Here is a 19,837-nt window from a genome sequence, read left to right on the forward strand (position 1 = left end):
TTATTTTCTCGTTTGAATTTGCTGAACAATTATTATTTAACTGTTTCAATCCTTATTCTTTATAAGCAAGTTGATACAATACTTGTTTAAGCACCTCTATACCTTTAACTAAATCTTCAATATTAGTTTCTTCTGTAACATTATGACTCACGCCATTAATAGATGGGACGAACAACATTGCGGTCGGTATGTATTTAGCAAAGATTTGAGAATCATGACCTGCACCCGATGGCATCATCTTACTGTCATTAGAACCCACTACTTGTTCAGCAGCTTGTTCTACTACTTTGACTAAGCTTTCATCCATCATGGTTGGCGCTTCATCCATCCACAAGTTAATGTCGTATTCGACACCTTCTTGTTTCGATACCGTTTTGATGCAATTATCAATCGTTTTCGCAAAATCATTTAACTCTTCTTGATTAATATGTCTACAATCAATTGAAAAAGTCACCTCACCTGGCACTACGTTGACTGTGTTTGGCACTGGATCAACACGACCAAAAGTAATAACTAGTGGATCACCAATCGCTCTTGCTTTATCAGTTAGCTCTGTCGCGATTTTACTGAAAGCAACTACTGCATCTCTTCTTAATCCCATCGGCGTTGTTCCCGCATGGTTTGCTTCGCCTTTCAAGTTAATTGTGTAACGTTTTTGTCCAACAATACCATTGACGACGCCGATTGCTTTCTTCTCAGTCTCCAATACTTTGCCTTGTTCGATATGTACTTCAATAAATGACTTAATATAACTATAATCGTTATCTTCACTGCGGTAATCAAAACCAGCGTTGTTCATCGCTGCTTTAAAATTAATACCCTCGCCATCAGCAATATCATTAACGTCTTCACGTTTAGCTAAGTTAAAGAAATTTTTGCTTCCCCAAAACGCATACGGGAAACGGCTACCTTCTTCTTCGGCTAATGCCAAGACTTCAAGTGAGCGCAATGGTTGACCATGCTCGGATTTCAATGATTGCATTGCAACTAATGCTGCTAAGACACCAAACTGACCATCTAAATGACCGCCTTCAACAACGGTATCAATATGTGATCCTGACATAATTGTCTCTTCGGGGTATTTACTTCCTTCAATACGTCCTTTTAAATTACCGACACTATCAAAGCTAGCTTTAAACCCTTCTTTTTCTAATGTATGTTTTAATTCATGTACAGCATTTGACCACTCATCTGAATATAGTAAGCGCGTAATACCGCCACCGTTCAATCCACCAAAACCGGTGAATTTTTTATCTAAAGATTCAAAAGAAGATCGTATGTCCATTAAATTCAACTCCTTTTTCATTTCACAACCAATTATAAGCGTTTACATTTTAGTTATCATTCACATTTCTAACAATAATGGTTGAGACTTTTATTCGATTTATACAAATACTTCTAAACATTTCTTTGAGATACTATAGTTAGCAAATTTTATATATAGGAGGATGATAGGTTTGTCTCAATATCATTCTAAAATTATGACTGAAGATGGATTTACCTTACCTTTTACAGTTATTGAAGCACAAAACAAACACGCAAAAGGCGTTATAACGTACTTTCATGGTGGCGGATTAATCTTTGGAAGCCCTGACGATCTTTCACAGAATTACATAGATTTATTAACACAAGACTTTCATCTCGTCCTAGCTTCTTACCGTCTGGCACCTGAAAGTAATATAAACACAATCATTAGTGATGCTTTACTACAATATGATGCAATTAAACAACGCTATCCATCAATACCTTTATTTACATTCGGTCGTTCTGCAGGTGCTTTTTTAGCAATGATTGTCTCAACACATCGTCAAGTCGATGGCATTGTTGATTTTTATGGTTATTGCCGTGTACATGTACCATCATTTTTAAGACCAAATTCACAATACCAAACACTATCATCTAAAATTACTCCTGAGATACTGAATCAATTGATTCAAGAGCAACCGTTAACATCTGGTCTTATGCAAGCCAGATATCCTATTTATATACATGCACGTGGAGAAGCTAAATGGCTAGAGTATTTAGGTATTCAGACCTCAACGCAAAGTGATTATAATATTTCAGCTCAACAACTCAATCACTTTCCGCCAACGTTCATTGTCCATTGTATCAATGATCCAGATGTCCCATATAGCGAAAGTGAATATATCTATCAAAATGTAAAAAATTGTCATATAGAAACTTTAGATGATAACCAACATGACTTTGATAGAACAGTAAATGAAACTAGCATTGATTTATATAAGAAGGCCGTACATTTTTTAAACCAACTCGTTTAATTGAAGGAGAATGTTTATAGTGAATTTGCAAAATGTTTTAGATAATTTTCAAACGTTTAATAACTTTGCTCGAAATGAACAAAATGGTGGTATTAATCGTATCGCCTTTACACATCCAGAGAGATTAGCTGCATTAAAGTTTTCTATGTTGTGTCAAAAAGCTGGCTTAGATGTATATTTTGATTTCTTCGGAAATGTCATTGCACGCAGAGAAGGTAAAGACCCATCTTTGAAGCCTGTAGTTTTAGGTTCTCACATCGATACTGTAAAAGACGGTGGCCAATATGACGGGTTACTAGGTGTACTAGGAGCATTAGAGGTTATTGAACATTTAAATACACACCAAATCGAAACTGATCACCCTATCATCGTCATCGCCTTTGCCTGTGAGGAGTCAACAAGATTTAACGAGGCTACATTAGGAAGCAAATACCTAACAGGTAAGATGACTAAATCAGACATGAAACATATTAAAGATAATGAAGGCAATATACTTTATGATGTCGTCGAACCCTTATCTCAAGACATGCAAGGCAAGGCTGCATTATTTGAACGCAACCAAATTAAAGCTTTCTTAGAGCTACACATTGAACAAGGTCCAATACTTGAAAAGAACAACAAAGATATTGGTATTGTCACAGATATTGCTGCCCCTCATCGTTTCAAGTTAAATATCCAAGGTGTCACGAGTCATTCTGGTTCTACCCCTATGCCTATGAGAATTGATGCACTTACTACATCGTCAGAAATTATTTTAAGTATTGAATCTATAGGCCAAACTTATCATGATCAGGGAATTGTTACGACAGTTGGTTACGCAAATGTATATCCAAATACGATGAATGCAATTCCAGGAGAAGTCACTTTACTTATTGATATTCGAGGAAAAGATCTGACAGTACGGGAACAAGTTGTTACAGAAATCCAGCAACAAATTCAAGCTATTACTCAAAAACGCAAAACAGCATATCATTTAGAAGACTTAGGGCAAGACAAGCCACAAAGTTTCAATCATAAAATGGCTCAAATCACTGAACTAAGTTGTCTTCAGTCTGACTATAGTTTCCGTTATATGTATAGTGGTGCAGGCCATGATGCGATGAATTTCGCACCTATTTGTCCAACGAGTATGATTTTCATTCCTTGTAAAAAAGGTATTAGTCATTCACCAGAAGAATCTGTCACTGAGCAACAAATTGCCAAAGGTATTCAAGTTTATATAAATACAACGATTGAGTTAGCCAAATTAGAAACAACATTAGAAGATTAATACATCTTTTGTAAAATGTTGCTTTCTTTGATTTTCTCCAAAATAATAATATAATTAACAACTAAAGTGAGCATCCTATTATACAAAGTAGGTTTCTCACTTTTTTACGCACTATATTTTATGAAAAAAATTACATGCTAAAATCAAAATTTTAGTTTCAAAATACTTTTATAAGATAATACAATGACAGAGGTTGATTATAATGACGAAAATATGTTTTATCAGACATGGGGAAACTGATTGGAATACTGCTGGGAGATTACAAGGACTTACAAATACTCCTTTAAATGACAAAGGTATCGAACAAGCCAAAGCATGTGGCCAATATTTAAAGGAGTCACACTGGGATGTTATTCTTACAAGCCCATTATCAAGGGCTAAAACAACTGCACAATGGATTCAACATTACTTAAATATTCCGTTAATAGAGAACGAAGCTTTTATCGAAGTTTCTTTTGGAGATGCTGAAGGTTTAACTCCAGAAGAACGCAGTGCAAAATTCCCTTCACTCATCTATCCAAATAAAGAAAAAGAAGCGGTAATTAAAGACCGCTTCTTAAAAGGTATAGATTTAGTTAATAATACTTACAAAGATAAAAACATATTAATTATTTCTCACGGAGCTTTTATCAATGCAATATTTCATCATTACTCAAATGGCAATTTGGGCACAGGTATCACAAAACTTACAAACGGCAGTATGAGCACGCTAAAAATTGCTGATGGTCATTGTACTATTATCAACTATGACCAAACTTCACATTTGCCGATGCAAGGCTCAAGCATTTAAAAAGCTTTCGTTGCCATGCCCTGACATTCGAAAGAGTTTAATGTTTACCTGTGCTTACGCTCATGCATAAGTTCCACTGATTTCCAAAATTGGACACCTGAGTATATACTTAGGTGCAAGAGCCACTAACTTAAGAAATTAAGAAGTGGCTCTTTATAGTTAGTATTCACTTCTCAAAATAGCATAACTTAATGTATCCCTATATTCACCGTCTACTAGTCTATTTTCTCTTAAGACGCCTTCTAACTTCATTTCTAAATTTTGTAACACCATTCTTGCTGCTGTATTGTTTGAATCAATAGATGCCGCTACTCTGTTTAATTTCAGCACTTTAAAAGCATATTTTATAATGGTTTTGGCTATATTTGTTGCGATACCATTGTTCCAATAATTCGGATGGATAATAAATTCAATTTCGGCACTTTTGTTCACTTCATCTATAACTAATTGTATCGTCCCAATAACTTTATCAGTATCAGGATTAACTAAAACATTATAAACTACATTCGAATCTTGATTTATAACTTCACGAAGAAATTGCTTTGTTTCCTCATTACTTTGCGTCTTCCAAGTTTGGTACTTAGTTACTTCTGTTAAATTATGTAATTCATTTATGTCATCTATATCTGTATCTATTAAATCTCTAGAATAGAAATCCATATTTACCCTCCTATAATTTTAAAAATCAAGTATTATATTAGCGAACGCTTACTTTTATAGGTTGCTATTAGTCGTTAGTCGATTAGATCTTATCAATACAGAATTTATTTAACTTAAATATCCAATACTGTCACTTTAATTTATCATAGGTTAAATACTACTGAAAATGAAAGTAATTATTTCAATGGTCGCATGGCCCCAACACTCAAAATCCAACTTAAACACTAACGACGAACTGATTTAAATTCACTCAGCAAACCAATAGTTTATAACAACATTTTCAAAATTTATAAATAATATTCATTTATAAGCATTATAACTTTATATACACATTAGTTAAATATTAAGTTATCATCTAATAATAACTTAATATTTAACTTTTTTATTTTATGAGTATATTTTAGTAAAAAAGTTCACCCAGATTGGTGAACTTTTTCTATTTGTATTACGTATTTTTATAAACAAGGAGGAGAAGGCATGCTAGATGAAAATGATCTATATAAACTGATTGTTGAGAATAAGGATAGCAAAAGTCTAGAAATCCTATATGATCGGTACGAGTCATTGCTATTTAATTTGGCTTATAAAATCACTCAAGACAAGCAATCTAGTGAGGAAATATTACAAGATATTTTTATGAAAATTTGGCATCAAAAAGCAATTTTCAAATCTGAAAAAGGTAAATTATCAACTTGGCTCATCACACTATGTCGTAATGGAGCAATTGATATTGTAAGAAAGCGAAAAGTAACAGAAAGTGAATTCAACGAAGAATTTCAGGGACTGCAACTGAGTGGCTTACCCGAATATGATTTATTAGAGAAAGAATGTTCAGAGCAAATTCAAAAAATGATTTCATATTTAAATAAAGATCAACAAGATATCATTGCCCTATTTTATTATAAAGGGTTAAGCCAACAAGAGATTGCACATAAATTAAACACACCTTTAGGTACTGTAAAGAGCAGACTTCGATTATCAATACAACATTTAAATAACTACTTTAAAAAAGTTTCAAGAAGGGAGCGTGAAGAAAATGAACGATAAAAAAGTTGATAAAATATACGATTATTTTAATGACAATTTGGATGAGCATGTAAAAGAAGAAATTGAAAAAGAATTAAATTCCTCTTCTGAAAGTGACGAAACTTTAAATGACATTAATATTCTTCACGATACGCTTCCTTATAGTAATAAGGAAGTTGAACCTCCAATAGGCATGAAGCAAAGAATATTAGACGCAGTTATTAATGAAGAACATGAAAATCAACAGAATCAATCAAGTCACTACAATCAAGACACTACACCTTTGCAAAAACGTGATACCCAGAATACAAATGAATCACAACAATATAAACAAAGTGATTATAAGCAAACTAAGCATACATGGGTCAAACAACTATCTATAGGTATTATGGCGGCATTATTATTGTTATCATTGATCGGAAATGGCGTTCAATATTTTAACCACAAAGAATCACAAAAACAATCGTCACCATTGATTAATACCAATGATACACACGCTATCAATTTGAAATCTATGAATGAGGAAAAAACACAGGGTCAAGCTTATGTATCTAATAGCCAAACAAATAATAAGCTAATGGTCGAAGCTAATGATATTGAAGCTACAACAGGCAATGAAGTTTATCAAGTTTGGGTCATTAAAGATGACAAACCATATCCTGCAGGAACATTCGCAACTAAAAACAATAAAGGCATGGTCGTATTCGACTTAAATGACCTCGATGTAGACAAGAATGATACCATCGCCATCACCTTAGAACCTTCACCAAACAACGCAGAACCTAAAGGACAAATGATTATGGCTAGTAAAGAAGTTTAATAAAATTATCTAAAAGGATCACAAATCTATGTGATCCTTTTTTGATTTTCATACGTATATCTCTTAATCACATTTTTAATAAGACATTAATTATATTTGTATTAGTTAGAAACTGAATAGAAAAGGTGGAGATAAACTATGAAAATAACCGTTAAAGATATCTTGTCAGTCATTAAGCAAAATACAGTCGAACCTTCAAAATGTGTAAAATTAGATTCAGAAATCATTTGTGAAAAAGTAACTTCAATGTACCAAGATATAAGCCTAGCTACCTTATTCATGTTAAAAGATTCAGAAAATGTAACACATTATGCTCAATGTGCTAACGAAATGAATCCTTTGCTTGTGATTACAGATGCGCCTCCCTCTAAATTTAGCCATTTAGAATACAATATGCCTATTATTTTTATAACAGATTTTCCAGAAGTAGCTAATAACTTAGTCAAATTATTTTATAAAAATGCAATTGAAAATATTAAATGTATCGCTGTTACAGGTACAAATGGCAAAACAACAACAAGTCATATGATCGGTAATTTACTTACACAACTTGATAAAAAAGTGGCTATTATAGGCACGATGGGAATATACGACTGTAATTACAATAAACTTAACTTTAATCATTCAACTCAAACTACACCAATGTATTTTGAAATGGCTGAGATTATAAATTATTTTTATAATGAAAATTATGATTATATCGTTTACGAGGCTACTTCTATAGCTCTAGATCAAAGACGGACAGATTTTATCAAAAATGATTTAGCCGTTTTTACTAATTTCAGTCCAGAACATCTAGAATATCACGGAACTATGACTAACTATTTAAAAGCTAAATTAAGATTAGATGGACTAAGCTCACTAAATTTAATCAATTTAGATACGGCAGAATACCATACTATTTTAAAAGACGAACAGCATTTTTCCACTACACAAAACGCATATTATCAATATCATATTACTAATGACGCTATTGATATCGAGATTAACGATATTCCATATACTATCCTACCTAAATTTAAAGGAGGACATAACTTTATAAACTTAGCTACAAGTATATTTGCTTTAGACAAATTAGGTTTTGATTCAAAGAAAATAGTTAAAGTTGCTTCCACAATTGATCCACCATTACATCGCTTTCAAATAGTAGAAATAGATGATTATACGATTATATTGGATTTTGCACACACTGCTTTGGCCATTAAAGAATCTATAAATAACGCTTTGAATTATAGTAAAAGTGTTAATAAGAGCTTAAATACAATGGTTACAGGCATAGGATTGAGAGGTTTAGATAAAATAAAATTGACCGTAGATACATTACCTCAGGGTATTCATAAGTTGATGATTGCTGCAGAACAAGTAGGATATGAAGACCCAGAAAAAATCCTTCGCTTTATGTTTAATCATTTACCAGATTGTTATAGAACAAGTAATGTTTTGCGTGGCTCTTCACGAAAAGAAGGTATAAAAGCACTTTTACATGCAACAGATAAAAATAATGAGATTATTTTACTTACTGGTATAAATGAACCCCAAAATTATAAAGGTCAAAAATACGACCACGATGATCAAGAGTATGCAAAAAAGATATTACAAGAACTCAAACATCAAACAACAACACTAAAAAAAGCCCCCTAATCAGGGCTTTCAGACTGTCGACAAAGTCTCCGACTTTGTTGGCAGTTTTTTGTGCACGCTTTCCGCGGGCACTGCCTTAGCCTGTAGTCTTCGGCTAGCGCTCTTCCCGCAGGAGTCGGCCCAAATCACTGCCAATATTATACGAAAAATATTATAATATATATAAATTAAACAGTGGTGGTGTTTATTATGTTGAATAAATCAATTGATAAAAGAGATCAATATGAAATGATTTCTATTTCTGAATTAGTCCCTAATAATCATTTATTACGTAAAGTCGATACGATATTAGATTTAAATTTTGTATATGAACTTGTCGAAGACAAATATTGTCTCGATAATGGTAGACCTTCTATAGATCCAGTTATTTTAGTAAAAATATTACTTATACAAAGACTATTTGGTATCAAATCAATGAGACAAACAATTAAAGAAATAGAAACAAATGTAGCTTACCGTTGGTATTTAGGATATAGCTTTTTAGATAAAGTACCTCATTTTGGGACTTTTAGTAAAAACTATACACGTCGCTTTCATGATACGGATTTATTTGAACAAATATTTGAGAAAATACTCGAAATAGCTATCAAAAATAACTTAATCGATCACTCATCTTTATTTATTGATTCCACCCATATTAAAGCAAATGCAAATAAAAATAAGTATATTACAGAAATTGTTAAAAAAGATACACTCCACTTTCAAGAAGAATTGGACAATGAAATAAATGAACAAAGGTTAGCACAAGGAAAAAAGCCATTAAAAAATAAAAAGAAGGAGGAATATAAAACAAAAAAGGTAAGTACAACTGATCCAGAAGCTGGATACTATGTAAAAGGAGAACGAGAAAAGCAATTTGCTTATAGTTTACATGCATGTGTGGATAAAAATGACGCCCGGTAATATTCATGATAGTACACAACTCAAACCAATGATTGAAAGACTAAAAGCAAAGCAGATGTTGCCTATTACATTAGCAATTGACTCAGGTTATAAAACACCTTTTAATGCCCACTTTTTACTTGAAAAAGCAATTGTACCAGCAATGCCCTATACAAGACCTAAGGGGAAACCTGGATTTTTCAGAACAAAAGATTTCATCTACGATGAATATTATGATACTTATATTTGTCCTAATGATGAAATTTTATCATACAAAAGAACGATGCCGACAGGACACAGGTTATATGTATCAGATGGTTCAATATGTCGAGACTGTCCTGTATTAAGTAAATGTACCGAAAATAAAGATGCCATAAAACAAATTAGAAGACATGTTTGGCAAGACGATTTAGATATAGTTGAAGATTTAAGGTTTATTGATACTGTAAAAAAACAATATAAATTGCGAAGTCAAACAATAGAGAGAAGATTTGGCGATGCAAAAGAACAACATGGTATGCGATGGACAAGATATAGAGGGCATAACAAAGTTTCCATGGATACCACGCTAATTTGTGCTGCCATGAATCTAAAAAAAATAGCAATGTGGTTAGTAAAAGGGCCAATAATGGTCTGAAAGACCACTGCTTTTTGAAAAATAACTATATAAATAAAAATAAACAAACCTTACGCATTAATTTGCGCAAGGTTTGTCTACGTTCTGAAAGCCCCCTAATCAAGGCTTTTTTTATACTTTAATTTATATACAAATTAACTAATCATCATTTTCATTAAATAGCCATGCTTATCGAAGAAAGCTTTATACATACCATTATTAGTTTCGTAAGTCAGATATGTGCCATTAGTCGTTTTGCCTTCATCCACCATATTACTTGTCATATGTGCTTTTTCAAACATCTCTTTACTTATCGTGTCCGGTTTCGTTTCAAAAGTTATATGAATAACTTGCCCATCTTTATTCATATCGATCATAGAGTCATAAACTGCTTTACTTGATGCAACATCTTTATCAGATGCAGCTGTATTAACTTTATAACTATCAATCATAACGTTATCATGTTGTAATGCTCTTACAAAATCATAGTCTTTAGTAAATTGTCCATCATATGTTGTATACCCTTTATAATTATAATATGGCATCATTGTTGTTTGTACCATTTGTTCGTCCACTTCCATGCCTTGTTGACCCATGTTGTTATTCATATGTTCCATTTCTTCGTTCATTGCCATGTCCTGTTGACCCATGTTGTTATTCATGTGTCCCATTTCTTCGTTCATTGCCATGTCCTGTTGACCCATGTTGTTATTCATGTGTCCCATTTCTTCGTTCATTGCCATGTCCTGTTGACCCATGTTGTTATTCATGTGTCCCATTTCTTCGTTCATTGCCATGTCCTGTTGACCCATGTTGTTATTCATGCGTCCCATTTCTTCGTTCATTGCCATGTCCTGTTGACCCATGTTGTTATTCATGTGTCCCATTTCTTCGTTCATTGCCATGTCCTGTTGACCCATGTTGTTATTTGTCGTGTGAGCTTGAGCTGATCCTGCACCTAAAAATAAACTTGCTGCTAATACTGATGATGAAATCATTAATGTTTTATTATTCATAAATCTCCACCCCTTTTTAACGTTTTATTAATATTTGCTGGTACCTTGTTTCTTAGTCTTACGCTTAAAAACAAATGACTGTTTTACTTAAGATAAAACTGATTACTTTGAGTAATGCCTCCTTTTTATTCTACTTACTAAGACATACGTATTTTCACTATTATAAGTTCACTTTTATAACAATTATTTAAATTAACTGAAAATATTCTTCTAATGTGAGGTTAGAATTTTTTATTTCTTTTGCATCTTTTTTTCCTAAATACCTTAAATGCCATGGTTCGTACATAAATTGTGTAATATGCGCTTTACCTTCTGGATACCGAATAATAAAGCCATAATTATGAGCATTATCCTTCAACCATTTACTTTCTTCTGTATATTGAAACAACTCTTTAGCTGACTCTTGTAATCCTCGAGTAGCAACATCAAATGCAAGACCAGTCTGATGTTCCGAGAATCCTGGTTTAGCACTATAGAGTTGCGCTTTTTTCAAACCATCACGTTGCACGTACATCTTAAACAATCGCATCTGTTTAAGATATGAACGAAAACCACTTATAATAATTAATTGGAATCCTTGCTTATCTGCCTCATTAATCATTAACTTTAAAGCGTTTAATGCTTCTAATTTGGGAAACGGCGTATAAAATGGAGAAACTTTATAGTCTTTATTTACAATAATATGATTATTACAGTAATATGCCCCGTTTTTTTTTATAATATTATTTTCATAGTGCTTTTGCTTTTTATTCATGAAATAAATTATTGCAGTTAAAATTATAGCTATACCCGAGATTAATTTTTTCATATACTCATCCTTATCATCACGTTTTTATTAAATTAATTTTAAATCTAACGTTATTTCAATCCATGGTTATGCACTTACAACCTTTCCAACATCTGCCTCATTATGTCGACACTCTAATCGACTCCAAATAATTAACCTTCTTTTTTTCAACAACATTACATTTAATAAAATGATAAATCAATTAGAAATACAAAACATAAAAACAGAGATAAAAATTGAGCTTGATATTATAATCTATAAATTTCAATTATAGATAATTATTATCAATTAAAATGGTTTTTTGAGAAAAAAACTCTGTACTTAAGTCGATTTTTAGCTATAATAGATTATAATAATTATAAAAAGATATTAATTATAATTATCATCGTGAATTGGGAGGTTAAATAATTATGTAAAAAAATAAGTATCAAGTTTTATATTAGAATCGCAAAAACAACGCTAACTATGTTTATACGACTTTCAGTGTCGAAAACTCTACATAAACTATTACTTAATATAAATGTGAATCTCTGTTTCCAACAAATATTCACTGTAAAGGATTCAAATTCATTTATTTGATGATTAAAATAAAGGAGATTAAATTATGAAAAGAAAGTTAACAGGTCTATTTGGAGCTCCCGTATCAGATAGAGAAAATAGTATGACTGCAGGTCCAAGAGGACCTTTATTAATGCAAGACATTTATTTCCTTGAACAAATGGCACACTTTGATAGAGAAGTAATCCCAGAGCGTCGAATGCATGCTAAAGGATCAGGTGCATTTGGTACCTTCACAGTAACAAATGATATAACAAAATATACATGCGCAAGTATTTTTGCTGAAGTCGGTAAACAGACAGAAATGTTCGCACGATTTTCAACTGTAGCAGGCGAACGTGGTGCAGGAGATGCAGAGCGAGATATTAGAGGATTTGCTTTGAAGTTTTATACAGACGAAGGTAACTGGGATTTAGTTGGTAATAATACGCCCGTATTCTTCTTTAGAGACCCTAAATTATTCCCAAGTTTAAACCACGTGGTTAAACGTAATCCAAAAACAAATATGAAAGACCCACAAGCGAACTGGGATTTCTGGACATTATTACCAGAAGCGCTACACCAAATTACAATATTAATGACAGATCGTGGTATTCCTAAAGGTTTTAGAAATATGCATGGTTTTGGTTCCCATACATACTCTATGTATAACGACAAAGGCGAACGTTTTTGGGTTAAGTTCCATCATAGAACTCAACAAGGTATAGAGAACTATTCTGCAGAAGAAGCCGAACAAGTGATGGCTAAAGATAGAGATTCTTCTCAAAGAGATTTATTTAATAATATTGAACAAGGCAATTTCCCAAAATGGAAAATGTACATTCAAGTAATGACAGAAGAACAAGCTCGTAATCATAAAGATAATCCTTTTGATTTAACTAAAGTTTGGTATAAAGATGAATATCCATTAATTGAAGTTGGTGAGTTTGAATTAAACCGAAACCCTGAAAACTATTTCCAAGATGTTGAACAAGCTGCATTTGCACCTACAAATATTGTTCCAGGTTTAGATTTCTCACCAGATAAAATGTTACAAGGTCGACTATTTTCATATGGAGATACTCAAAGATACCGTTTGGGTGTTAACCACTGGCAAATTCCAGTTAATCAACCTAAAGGTGTCGGTATGGAAAATATATGTCCATTTAGTAGAGATGGGCAAATGCGCATCTTAGATAACAATCAAGGCGCTAGTACACATTATTATCCAAATAGTAACGGGGCATTTGAAGATCAACCACAATACAAGAAGCCAGCTTTAGATATTCAAGGGCAAGCATATGAATATGACTTTCGTGAGGATGACGACAATTATTTTGAACAACCTGGTAAATTATTCCGTTTATTGTCATCTGAAGAGCAACAAATATTATTTAATAATACTGCGAATGAAATGAGTCCCGTCACCGATGCATTAAAACATCGCCATATCAGACATTGCTATAAAGCCGACCCTGCATACGGTCAAGGTGTAGCCGAAGCTATGGGAATTGATATTAATGAAGTAGACTTAGATGTCGCAGACTAACATACAAGAAAAAGGTGATTATATGATATTAGATAACGTAAATCCAGAAGATTTGTTTCCAACTAAGAAAAAAGGGCCTGCCATTTTAGGGAAGATGGAATACCCTCTCAATGGTGATGTAAGAACATATGACGCTGCATATATTGCAACAAATGAACGCCTTATCTTAAACGTAGATATGGATGGCCAATTTTACTATAGAAATATCCGTTATGATGAAATAGAAGATGTTCAATTAGATAACCGTACGCTAACCATGAGTTTTAGTATTGGTACATTTCCAATTACAAATTTAAATAAAAATGCCGCCGAACAATTCATAAGTTATATCGAAACTAAACGTACTTAAACTAAAAAGGATGACTTCTACCAATGATTGCGTAGAAGTCATCCTTTTTATTAAAAATTATATAAATTGTCCGATACGTTTTTCTGAAATACCAGTTTCTTGATTATAAATTTCTTCGCCTCTTAAAATAGTTTGCGTCACTTGCGCACCAATTTCACGACCAATATAAGGACTCATCTTATTACGATATGCTAAATCTTCTGCTGCTAGAGTATACGGCGCATTCGGTTTAATTAAAACAAAATCTGCATCTTTTCCAACGGCAATGCTACCTTTTGCTTCTAATCCAAAACGTTTTGCAGGTGCTGTAGCAATAATATCTGCAAATTTATTTAATGACATATTACGTTTTTGAACACCTTCATCAAATAAAATATCGACATTATTTTGTAATCCAGCGATGCCGCCCCATGCTTCGAAAGCATTATCTGTATCTTTTAAGTCGGGTGTACATGGCGAGTGATCGGAAGTAACAAATCCAATATCACCATTTAACACGCGTTTCCACATACCTTCTAAACGCGATTTTTCTCTGATTGGTGGAGAACATTTTACAACTGGGCCAATGTCATCTAATTCTTCCTTGTAGAAGTAAAGATAGTGGGTACATGTTTCACATGAAATATCTACACCTTCTTGTTGAGCTTTGATAATTTCATCTACACCTTCTTCACAAGCAACATGCACAATATGCACACGACAACCAGTTTCTTTTGCGAATAAGATAATCTTACGAATTGGCTCAACTTCCGTAAATACTGGTCTGCTATCGACATATGCACTTAAAGTTGTTTCACCGTTAGCCTTAGCAATTTCACCTAAACGGTCAGTGATTGTTGCATTTTCTGCATGAATAGAAAGTAATTTACCAGTTTTAGCAATTTGCTTCATACCTTCGTATAATGAATAATCATCCACATTTTCAAAGTCACCTTCTATTGAACGGTCACCACATGTTGCTAAAAATGCTTTATACGCTACGACACCCGCTTCATCCAACTCTTGAATACCACCGTTTAAATTATATGGCACTAAACCGCCATAACTCGCAACATCAACTGACAATTCACCTTTACCAGCATCAAATTTTGCTTGGATAGAAGCTTGATCAGTTGTTGCAGGCACTTGGTTTAAAGGCATTTCAATAAATGACGTTACGCCACCTTTGGCTGCTGCTCGCGTTCCAGTAACATAACCTTCCCAGCTATCACGATAACCGCCACCTGGTTCAGTAATATGCACATGTGCGTCTACCATACCTGGAGATACGATTTGGTTCTGAGCGTCAATAACTTGTTCAGCTTCACCTAAATCTTGACCAATAGCGGCAATCTTGCCATCTTTAACACCGATTTCTACATTTTGCTGACTATCTTCTAAAATGACTAAGCCATTTTTTAAAATTAAATCATATTTCATTATAGTTCACTCCTTCTTGTTTTTTTGAAAATAATTTAACTGAATGGTGTAAAACGATATAAACTAAACTGGATATAAAGAATCCAATAAACCATGAAAAATCAGAAATCACTTTAAATGCTGGTAAGAATCCGAGCAATGAAATGACCACACCTACTACCGTTGCAATATAAGCAGAAATATTAACTCTTTGTATTTTTATATCTTTATCATGTAAATCAAAATACAATTTATCGATATTAATGCGACATTTAGATACTAAGTAGAAATGCACTATCATTACACCTGCAACTGGCCCAAGTATTGCACCAATAGCATTTAAGAATAAAAAGATACTATCCTCATTTTCCATCATTTTCCATGGCATAATAACAACACTTAATACAGAAGCAATAACTACGCCACGTTTATAATTAATCCATTTAGGTAATAACGCACTTAATTGATATGCAGCAGGTATAATATTGCTCGTCGCATTCGTAGAAATGGTTGTCATTAATAGTACCCCTGTCGATATCAAGATCGCCCAGAAGTTACTCCATTCATTAATAATCGTTAAAATATTCCACTCTTGATGACCTAAGTAAATAGAACCACCAATGATAATAAACACACTAGCAATCGCAAATAAAACATGAGCAACTACTATACCGGAAACCTGACCAATAATTTGTGTTTTAGTAGATTTTGCATTTTGTGTAAAATCAGAAACACTTGAACCTGGTCCAGCCCACACACCTAATAAGGAGTTAAAGATTAAAATAAATGACAAAATGGCTGGATATATAATACCGTCTGTTTTTGTTGATATTTCATAGTTCATGATATTGCTGAAACCGCCAGCAACAGTCACACCCCATATTGCCATACCACCAAATACTATATAAATGAGTGGATTTAAAATAGCAGTGAATTTATTCAATATATCACCACCACCAAATCCAATCGCAAAACTAATTGCCCAGAAAATTAAAAATGCAATTAACCCCGGTATCGATATACCTAGAATTGAAATGCCACTTCCAATATTTTCAAATCCTGGAAAAATCTTATTTAGTAATATCAGTAATGCTTGAGAACCAGCAAATGTTTGTAATCCAAACCATGCGATACCGGCTACAACGCCACGTAAAACACCAGGCAATTTAGCGCCAATATCTCCATATGTATCACGCAACTGCATTGCGAAAGGTATCCCGTATTTAGAACCAGCATATCCATTTGAAACGAGTAATAATGCAATAACAAATGAACTTAAAATCAAGGCAAATATGACTTGTAATGGCGATAGACCTATTAATAGAAAACCACCTACCGCTGTATAGTTAGGTATATTATGAACAGCACCCATCCATAAAGTGAAAAAGTTGAATGCCGAATTATTTCGTTGATCTGATGTCTTAGGCATTATATCTTTATTATAACCACGCTTTTCAAATAAAGCTTGATTATAAGCCGTTTCATTCCCCTGTGTTCCCATCTGTTTGTCTCCTTTGCTTCAATAGACTAATAACTATCTTAATTAATCTTTAATTTACATTTTATTACGTATGTAAGCGTTTTTCTTTGTTAGTAATGACATATATTAATTAGAAAGTTATATATTTCGAACAAAATATGTGTATAATAATTTTTATATAACATTATTTTTGATAAGATTTATAAAATTAAAAACGGATTTGGAATGTTTATAAATATACCACCTTATTAATAAATATACAAATAAACCTATATTTATTCGTAAAATATATTAGTATGATTCACAATATAAGAAGACGGAAACGGAGGATTAAAACATGACTACACTTAATGAAATTTTGTCCGTTCCTCAGTTTAAAGAGTTAGAACTGATTAACAAAAACGGAGATTTATCATCAGAAGTTTCAAGCTTAGATATTACTGAAAACAATGATATTAAGCATTTCACTTCTCAAAATGCTTTTATCTTAACAACTGGCGTATTATTTCAAGACAACCAAGAAGATTTAAAAAGGTTAATTAAAGATTTGCATGATATTAATACGGCAGGTCTCGGCATAAAAATTTCGAGGTTTTTACATGAGCTAGATAAAGAGGTTATAAACTTTGCAGATAAATTGGGGTTCCCCTTAATAGAGATACCAGAAAGTTGGAACTTAGGGGAAATTACACATCAAATTTCATCTTACATTTCAGACTCAGAAACTGGAAAATTAAACTACGCATTACACATTCAACAAGAATTAAATCAGCTTCTTATCAAAGGTTATAGCATTAATACAATGATTCAAAGAATGAGTAAATTACTTGGTGTGCCGATCATCCTTTTCGATCCTTTCAAAGCACCAGAAGCGTTAAGCCATCATTACGACCAAAATAAACATTTAACTAATGAACATATTAGTTATTTCCTTAATCATTACCAACAATCGACTCTTTATGATAAAAATAAACAAGTGTTTGAAAACAAAGACCATGTCATTTTCAAAGTTCTAGGATATACGTACTTTCCTTATTATTTAATGGTTTCACAAGTCAATAAATTGTCATATCCCTTCAGTTTGTTAACTATTGAGCAAGTGGTTAGCGTATTGAGTTTTGCATTATACAAAAACACAAAAATTGAAGAAGCCGAACAAAATGATATTAACCGCTTTTTTGAAGCACTTGTTAATAATCAAAGCGATCAAACACTTTCAATCAAAAAGCATAACGATTTACTGAAACGCTATAATATTTTCGATTCTGATTATTATCAAATCATCATTTGTGACATTGACTCACCGAATACCTTAGAGAATAGTTATTACCTTAACGAAAGGTATCAACTAACATTCCACTGGCTTCAATATATGTTTACCGATCTTGATGATTATATTAGTATTTATAAAATACCAAGTACGAATCGTTTCGCTATTTTATTACAAAATCGTCACGACTATTACTATGACTACCTTAAACGTATACAAAATAGTTACGGAGATCATTTTGAAGGCACGATTTCTTTTGGTATCGGCAATGAAGTTACAGAGTTCACACAAATTTCTTCGTCATACTTTGAGGCTAATGAAGCCTTTGAAAATGGATTACTGAATGATAAGCAAAGCTTCATTTCGTATTATCATTCCAAAGATATTAAAGAACTTTTACAGTTAATACCAAAAGAGAAATTACGTCCTTTTATAAAACATACTTTAGGACCATTGAGTTATCCTAAAACTAAAAAAGACTTAGAATTAAAGCAAACATTACGAGTTTATATGGATAATCAGTGTGATATAACTAAAACTGCAGAAAAGATATATATTCACCGTAATACAGTTAAGTATAGAATTAATAAATGTAGCAATTTAATAGGCGTGAATATTGAAGATCCAATGCATTCATTAAACATTCGTATCGCTTTATACGTTTCTGATATTACTCAATTCGATTAAACACCTATAAGATTATCTTTAAAAAATAGAGTGAAAATCTATTTTTTAAAGGTTTACCTGAGCTTCCGCTCATGCATAAGTCCCACTAACTCTTAAAATCGGAACACCTGCATATACAATAATGTGTATGAGCCACTACTTTACAAATTAAAAAGTGGCTCTTTCGAGAAGTGGGACTTTATAATTATTTCAAATACCAAGTTAATGCAGCTTGTTCTAATTTTTTCATAAAACTATCTTTCCCATCACAATAACTTTGCCTATCATTAGGAAATTGTTGAGCTAATTGTTCTTTTAATTGTTCATATTCACGTGCAATCACTTCATGTTCACGTAAATAATTCCTTACTGCTATATGACGATTAATTTCATATATTTTATCCTGTTGAAATATATGCATATGATGTGTACGTGGATTTTCACCTTTTTTAAAAAACCTTCTCCCTGTAATTCCATTTTCACCCAATGATATATAACCCAGCTTCATAAATAATTTATTATATTCATCTATTTTTTCTATATTAGTTACTACTACTAACATATCAATAATAGGCTTAGCTTTTAAGTTTTCAACAGCAGTACTCCCAATGTGATGAATTTTTATGACTTCCTCATTTAAAATGGCTTTGATGTTTGATTGCTCAATTTCAAATAAAACCGGCCACTGTTTTTGATAATGCTGTACTTCAATTTCCATCATAGTCACCTTCCCCCGATATATTTAAAGAGCAAATTACAACACTCTTTAAAATCTCCCTATTATTTTAAACTAAATTATAT

Annotated in this window: 16 protein-coding genes and 1 pseudogene; 10 read left to right on the forward strand and 7 right to left on the reverse strand. The window is 32.6% G+C overall.

Going from position 1 to position 19,837, the window contains the following annotated elements; all coding sequences use genetic code 11:
• Positions 1 to 52: 52 nt before the first annotated feature.
• Positions 53 to 1,285 carry an allantoate deiminase gene (allC, locus tag ACM591_RS00250; protein WP_326026954.1) on the reverse strand — a complete coding sequence of 411 codons (1,233 nt, stop codon included), beginning with the start codon at positions 1,283 to 1,285 and terminating at the stop codon, positions 53 to 55.
• Between the two features lie 163 nt (positions 1,286 to 1,448).
• Between allC and ACM591_RS00255 the strand changes: the two genes are divergently transcribed.
• From ACM591_RS00255 to ACM591_RS00265, 3 genes are all read left to right on the forward strand, one after another.
• Positions 1,449 to 2,279: an alpha/beta hydrolase gene (locus ACM591_RS00255; RefSeq protein WP_253902576.1), complete on the forward strand. Its 831-nt coding sequence runs from the start codon at positions 1,449 to 1,451 to the stop codon at positions 2,277 to 2,279.
• A 19-nt stretch (positions 2,280 to 2,298) separates the two neighbouring features.
• Positions 2,299 to 3,549 (forward strand): M20 family metallo-hydrolase, encoded by a 1,251-nt coding sequence (locus tag ACM591_RS00260; RefSeq protein WP_411776124.1) that lies wholly within the window; start codon positions 2,299 to 2,301, stop codon positions 3,547 to 3,549.
• Between the two features lie 202 nt (positions 3,550 to 3,751).
• Complete coding sequence (locus tag ACM591_RS00265) at positions 3,752 to 4,339, forward strand: histidine phosphatase family protein (protein WP_029376870.1); 588 nt, start codon at positions 3,752 to 3,754, stop codon at positions 4,337 to 4,339.
• Positions 4,340 to 4,498: 159 nt separating this feature from the next.
• Here the strand turns inward: ACM591_RS00265 and ACM591_RS00270 are convergent, their stop codons facing one another.
• A complete protein-coding gene (locus ACM591_RS00270; protein ID WP_029376871.1) occupies positions 4,499 to 4,999 on the reverse strand; it encodes a GNAT family N-acetyltransferase in 501 nt (166 codons plus the stop codon).
• 477 nt (positions 5,000 to 5,476) lie between these two features.
• Between ACM591_RS00270 and ACM591_RS00275 the strand changes: the two genes are divergently transcribed.
• The 4 genes and pseudogenes from ACM591_RS00275 (at position 5,477) to ACM591_RS00290 (ending at position 10,005) form a co-directional block, all read left to right on the forward strand.
• Entirely contained in the window at positions 5,477 to 6,046 is a 570-nt protein-coding gene (locus tag ACM591_RS00275; RefSeq protein ID WP_029376872.1) for an RNA polymerase sigma factor, read from the forward strand.
• Positions 6,036 to 6,845, forward strand: a complete 810-nt coding sequence (locus ACM591_RS00280) for an anti-sigma factor (protein WP_029376873.1) — start codon at positions 6,036 to 6,038, stop codon at positions 6,843 to 6,845. The genes ACM591_RS00275 and ACM591_RS00280 overlap by 11 nt, the downstream gene beginning before the upstream one ends.
• A 138-nt stretch (positions 6,846 to 6,983) precedes the next feature.
• A complete protein-coding gene (locus ACM591_RS00285) occupies positions 6,984 to 8,486 on the forward strand; it encodes a Mur ligase family protein (RefSeq protein WP_029376874.1) in 1,503 nt (500 codons plus the stop codon).
• A gap of 189 nt (positions 8,487 to 8,675) precedes the next feature.
• Positions 8,676 to 10,005: pseudogene (locus ACM591_RS00290) on the forward strand (IS1182 family transposase).
• 134 nt (positions 10,006 to 10,139) lie between these two features.
• Here the strand turns inward: ACM591_RS00290 and isaB are convergent.
• Both isaB and ACM591_RS00300 read right to left on the reverse strand, forming a co-directional pair.
• The gene (isaB, locus tag ACM591_RS00295; protein WP_119609866.1) at positions 10,140 to 11,000 is read right to left on the reverse strand and encodes an immunodominant staphylococcal antigen IsaB family protein; all 861 of its coding nucleotides are present in this window, start codon (positions 10,998 to 11,000) and stop codon (positions 10,140 to 10,142) included.
• Between the two features lie 187 nt (positions 11,001 to 11,187).
• Entirely contained in the window at positions 11,188 to 11,754 is a 567-nt protein-coding gene (locus ACM591_RS00300; RefSeq protein WP_232164430.1) for a M15 family metallopeptidase, read from the reverse strand.
• Between the two features lie 637 nt (positions 11,755 to 12,391).
• Between ACM591_RS00300 and ACM591_RS00305 the strand changes: the two genes are divergently transcribed.
• Positions 12,392 to 13,873, forward strand: a complete 1,482-nt coding sequence (locus ACM591_RS00305; RefSeq protein WP_029378896.1) for a catalase — start codon at positions 12,392 to 12,394, stop codon at positions 13,871 to 13,873.
• 22 nt (positions 13,874 to 13,895) lie between these two features.
• The gene (locus ACM591_RS00310) at positions 13,896 to 14,222 is read left to right on the forward strand and encodes a PH domain-containing protein (protein ID WP_326026921.1); all 327 of its coding nucleotides are present in this window, start codon (positions 13,896 to 13,898) and stop codon (positions 14,220 to 14,222) included.
• Positions 14,223 to 14,279: 57 nt separating this feature from the next.
• Here the strand turns inward: ACM591_RS00310 and allB are convergent, their stop codons facing one another.
• Both allB and allW read right to left on the reverse strand, forming a co-directional pair.
• Entirely contained in the window at positions 14,280 to 15,641 is a 1,362-nt protein-coding gene (allB, locus tag ACM591_RS00315) for an allantoinase AllB (RefSeq protein ID WP_029378894.1), read from the reverse strand.
• On the reverse strand, positions 15,631 to 17,121 hold the full coding sequence (gene allW, locus ACM591_RS00320) for an allantoin permease (RefSeq protein WP_029378893.1): 1,491 nt from the start codon (positions 17,119 to 17,121) through the stop codon (positions 15,631 to 15,633). The genes allB and allW overlap by 11 nt, the downstream gene beginning before the upstream one ends.
• Before the next feature lie 316 nt (positions 17,122 to 17,437).
• On the opposite strand from allW, the gene ACM591_RS00325 reads away from it, so the two are divergent.
• Positions 17,438 to 19,057, forward strand: coding sequence for a PucR family transcriptional regulator (locus ACM591_RS00325; RefSeq protein ID WP_326026920.1), 1,620 nt, complete (start codon positions 17,438 to 17,440; stop codon positions 19,055 to 19,057).
• Between the two features lie 184 nt (positions 19,058 to 19,241).
• Here ACM591_RS00325 and ACM591_RS00330 read toward each other — a convergent pair whose 3' ends face one another.
• A complete protein-coding gene (locus ACM591_RS00330; protein ID WP_306806870.1) occupies positions 19,242 to 19,757 on the reverse strand; it encodes a GrpB family protein in 516 nt (171 codons plus the stop codon).
• Between the last annotated feature and the right edge of the window lie 80 nt (positions 19,758 to 19,837).

This window comes from Staphylococcus sp. Ze2, assembly GCF_048568365.1.
GTDB classification, from domain to species: domain Bacteria; phylum Bacillota; class Bacilli; order Staphylococcales; family Staphylococcaceae; genus Staphylococcus; species Staphylococcus xylosus.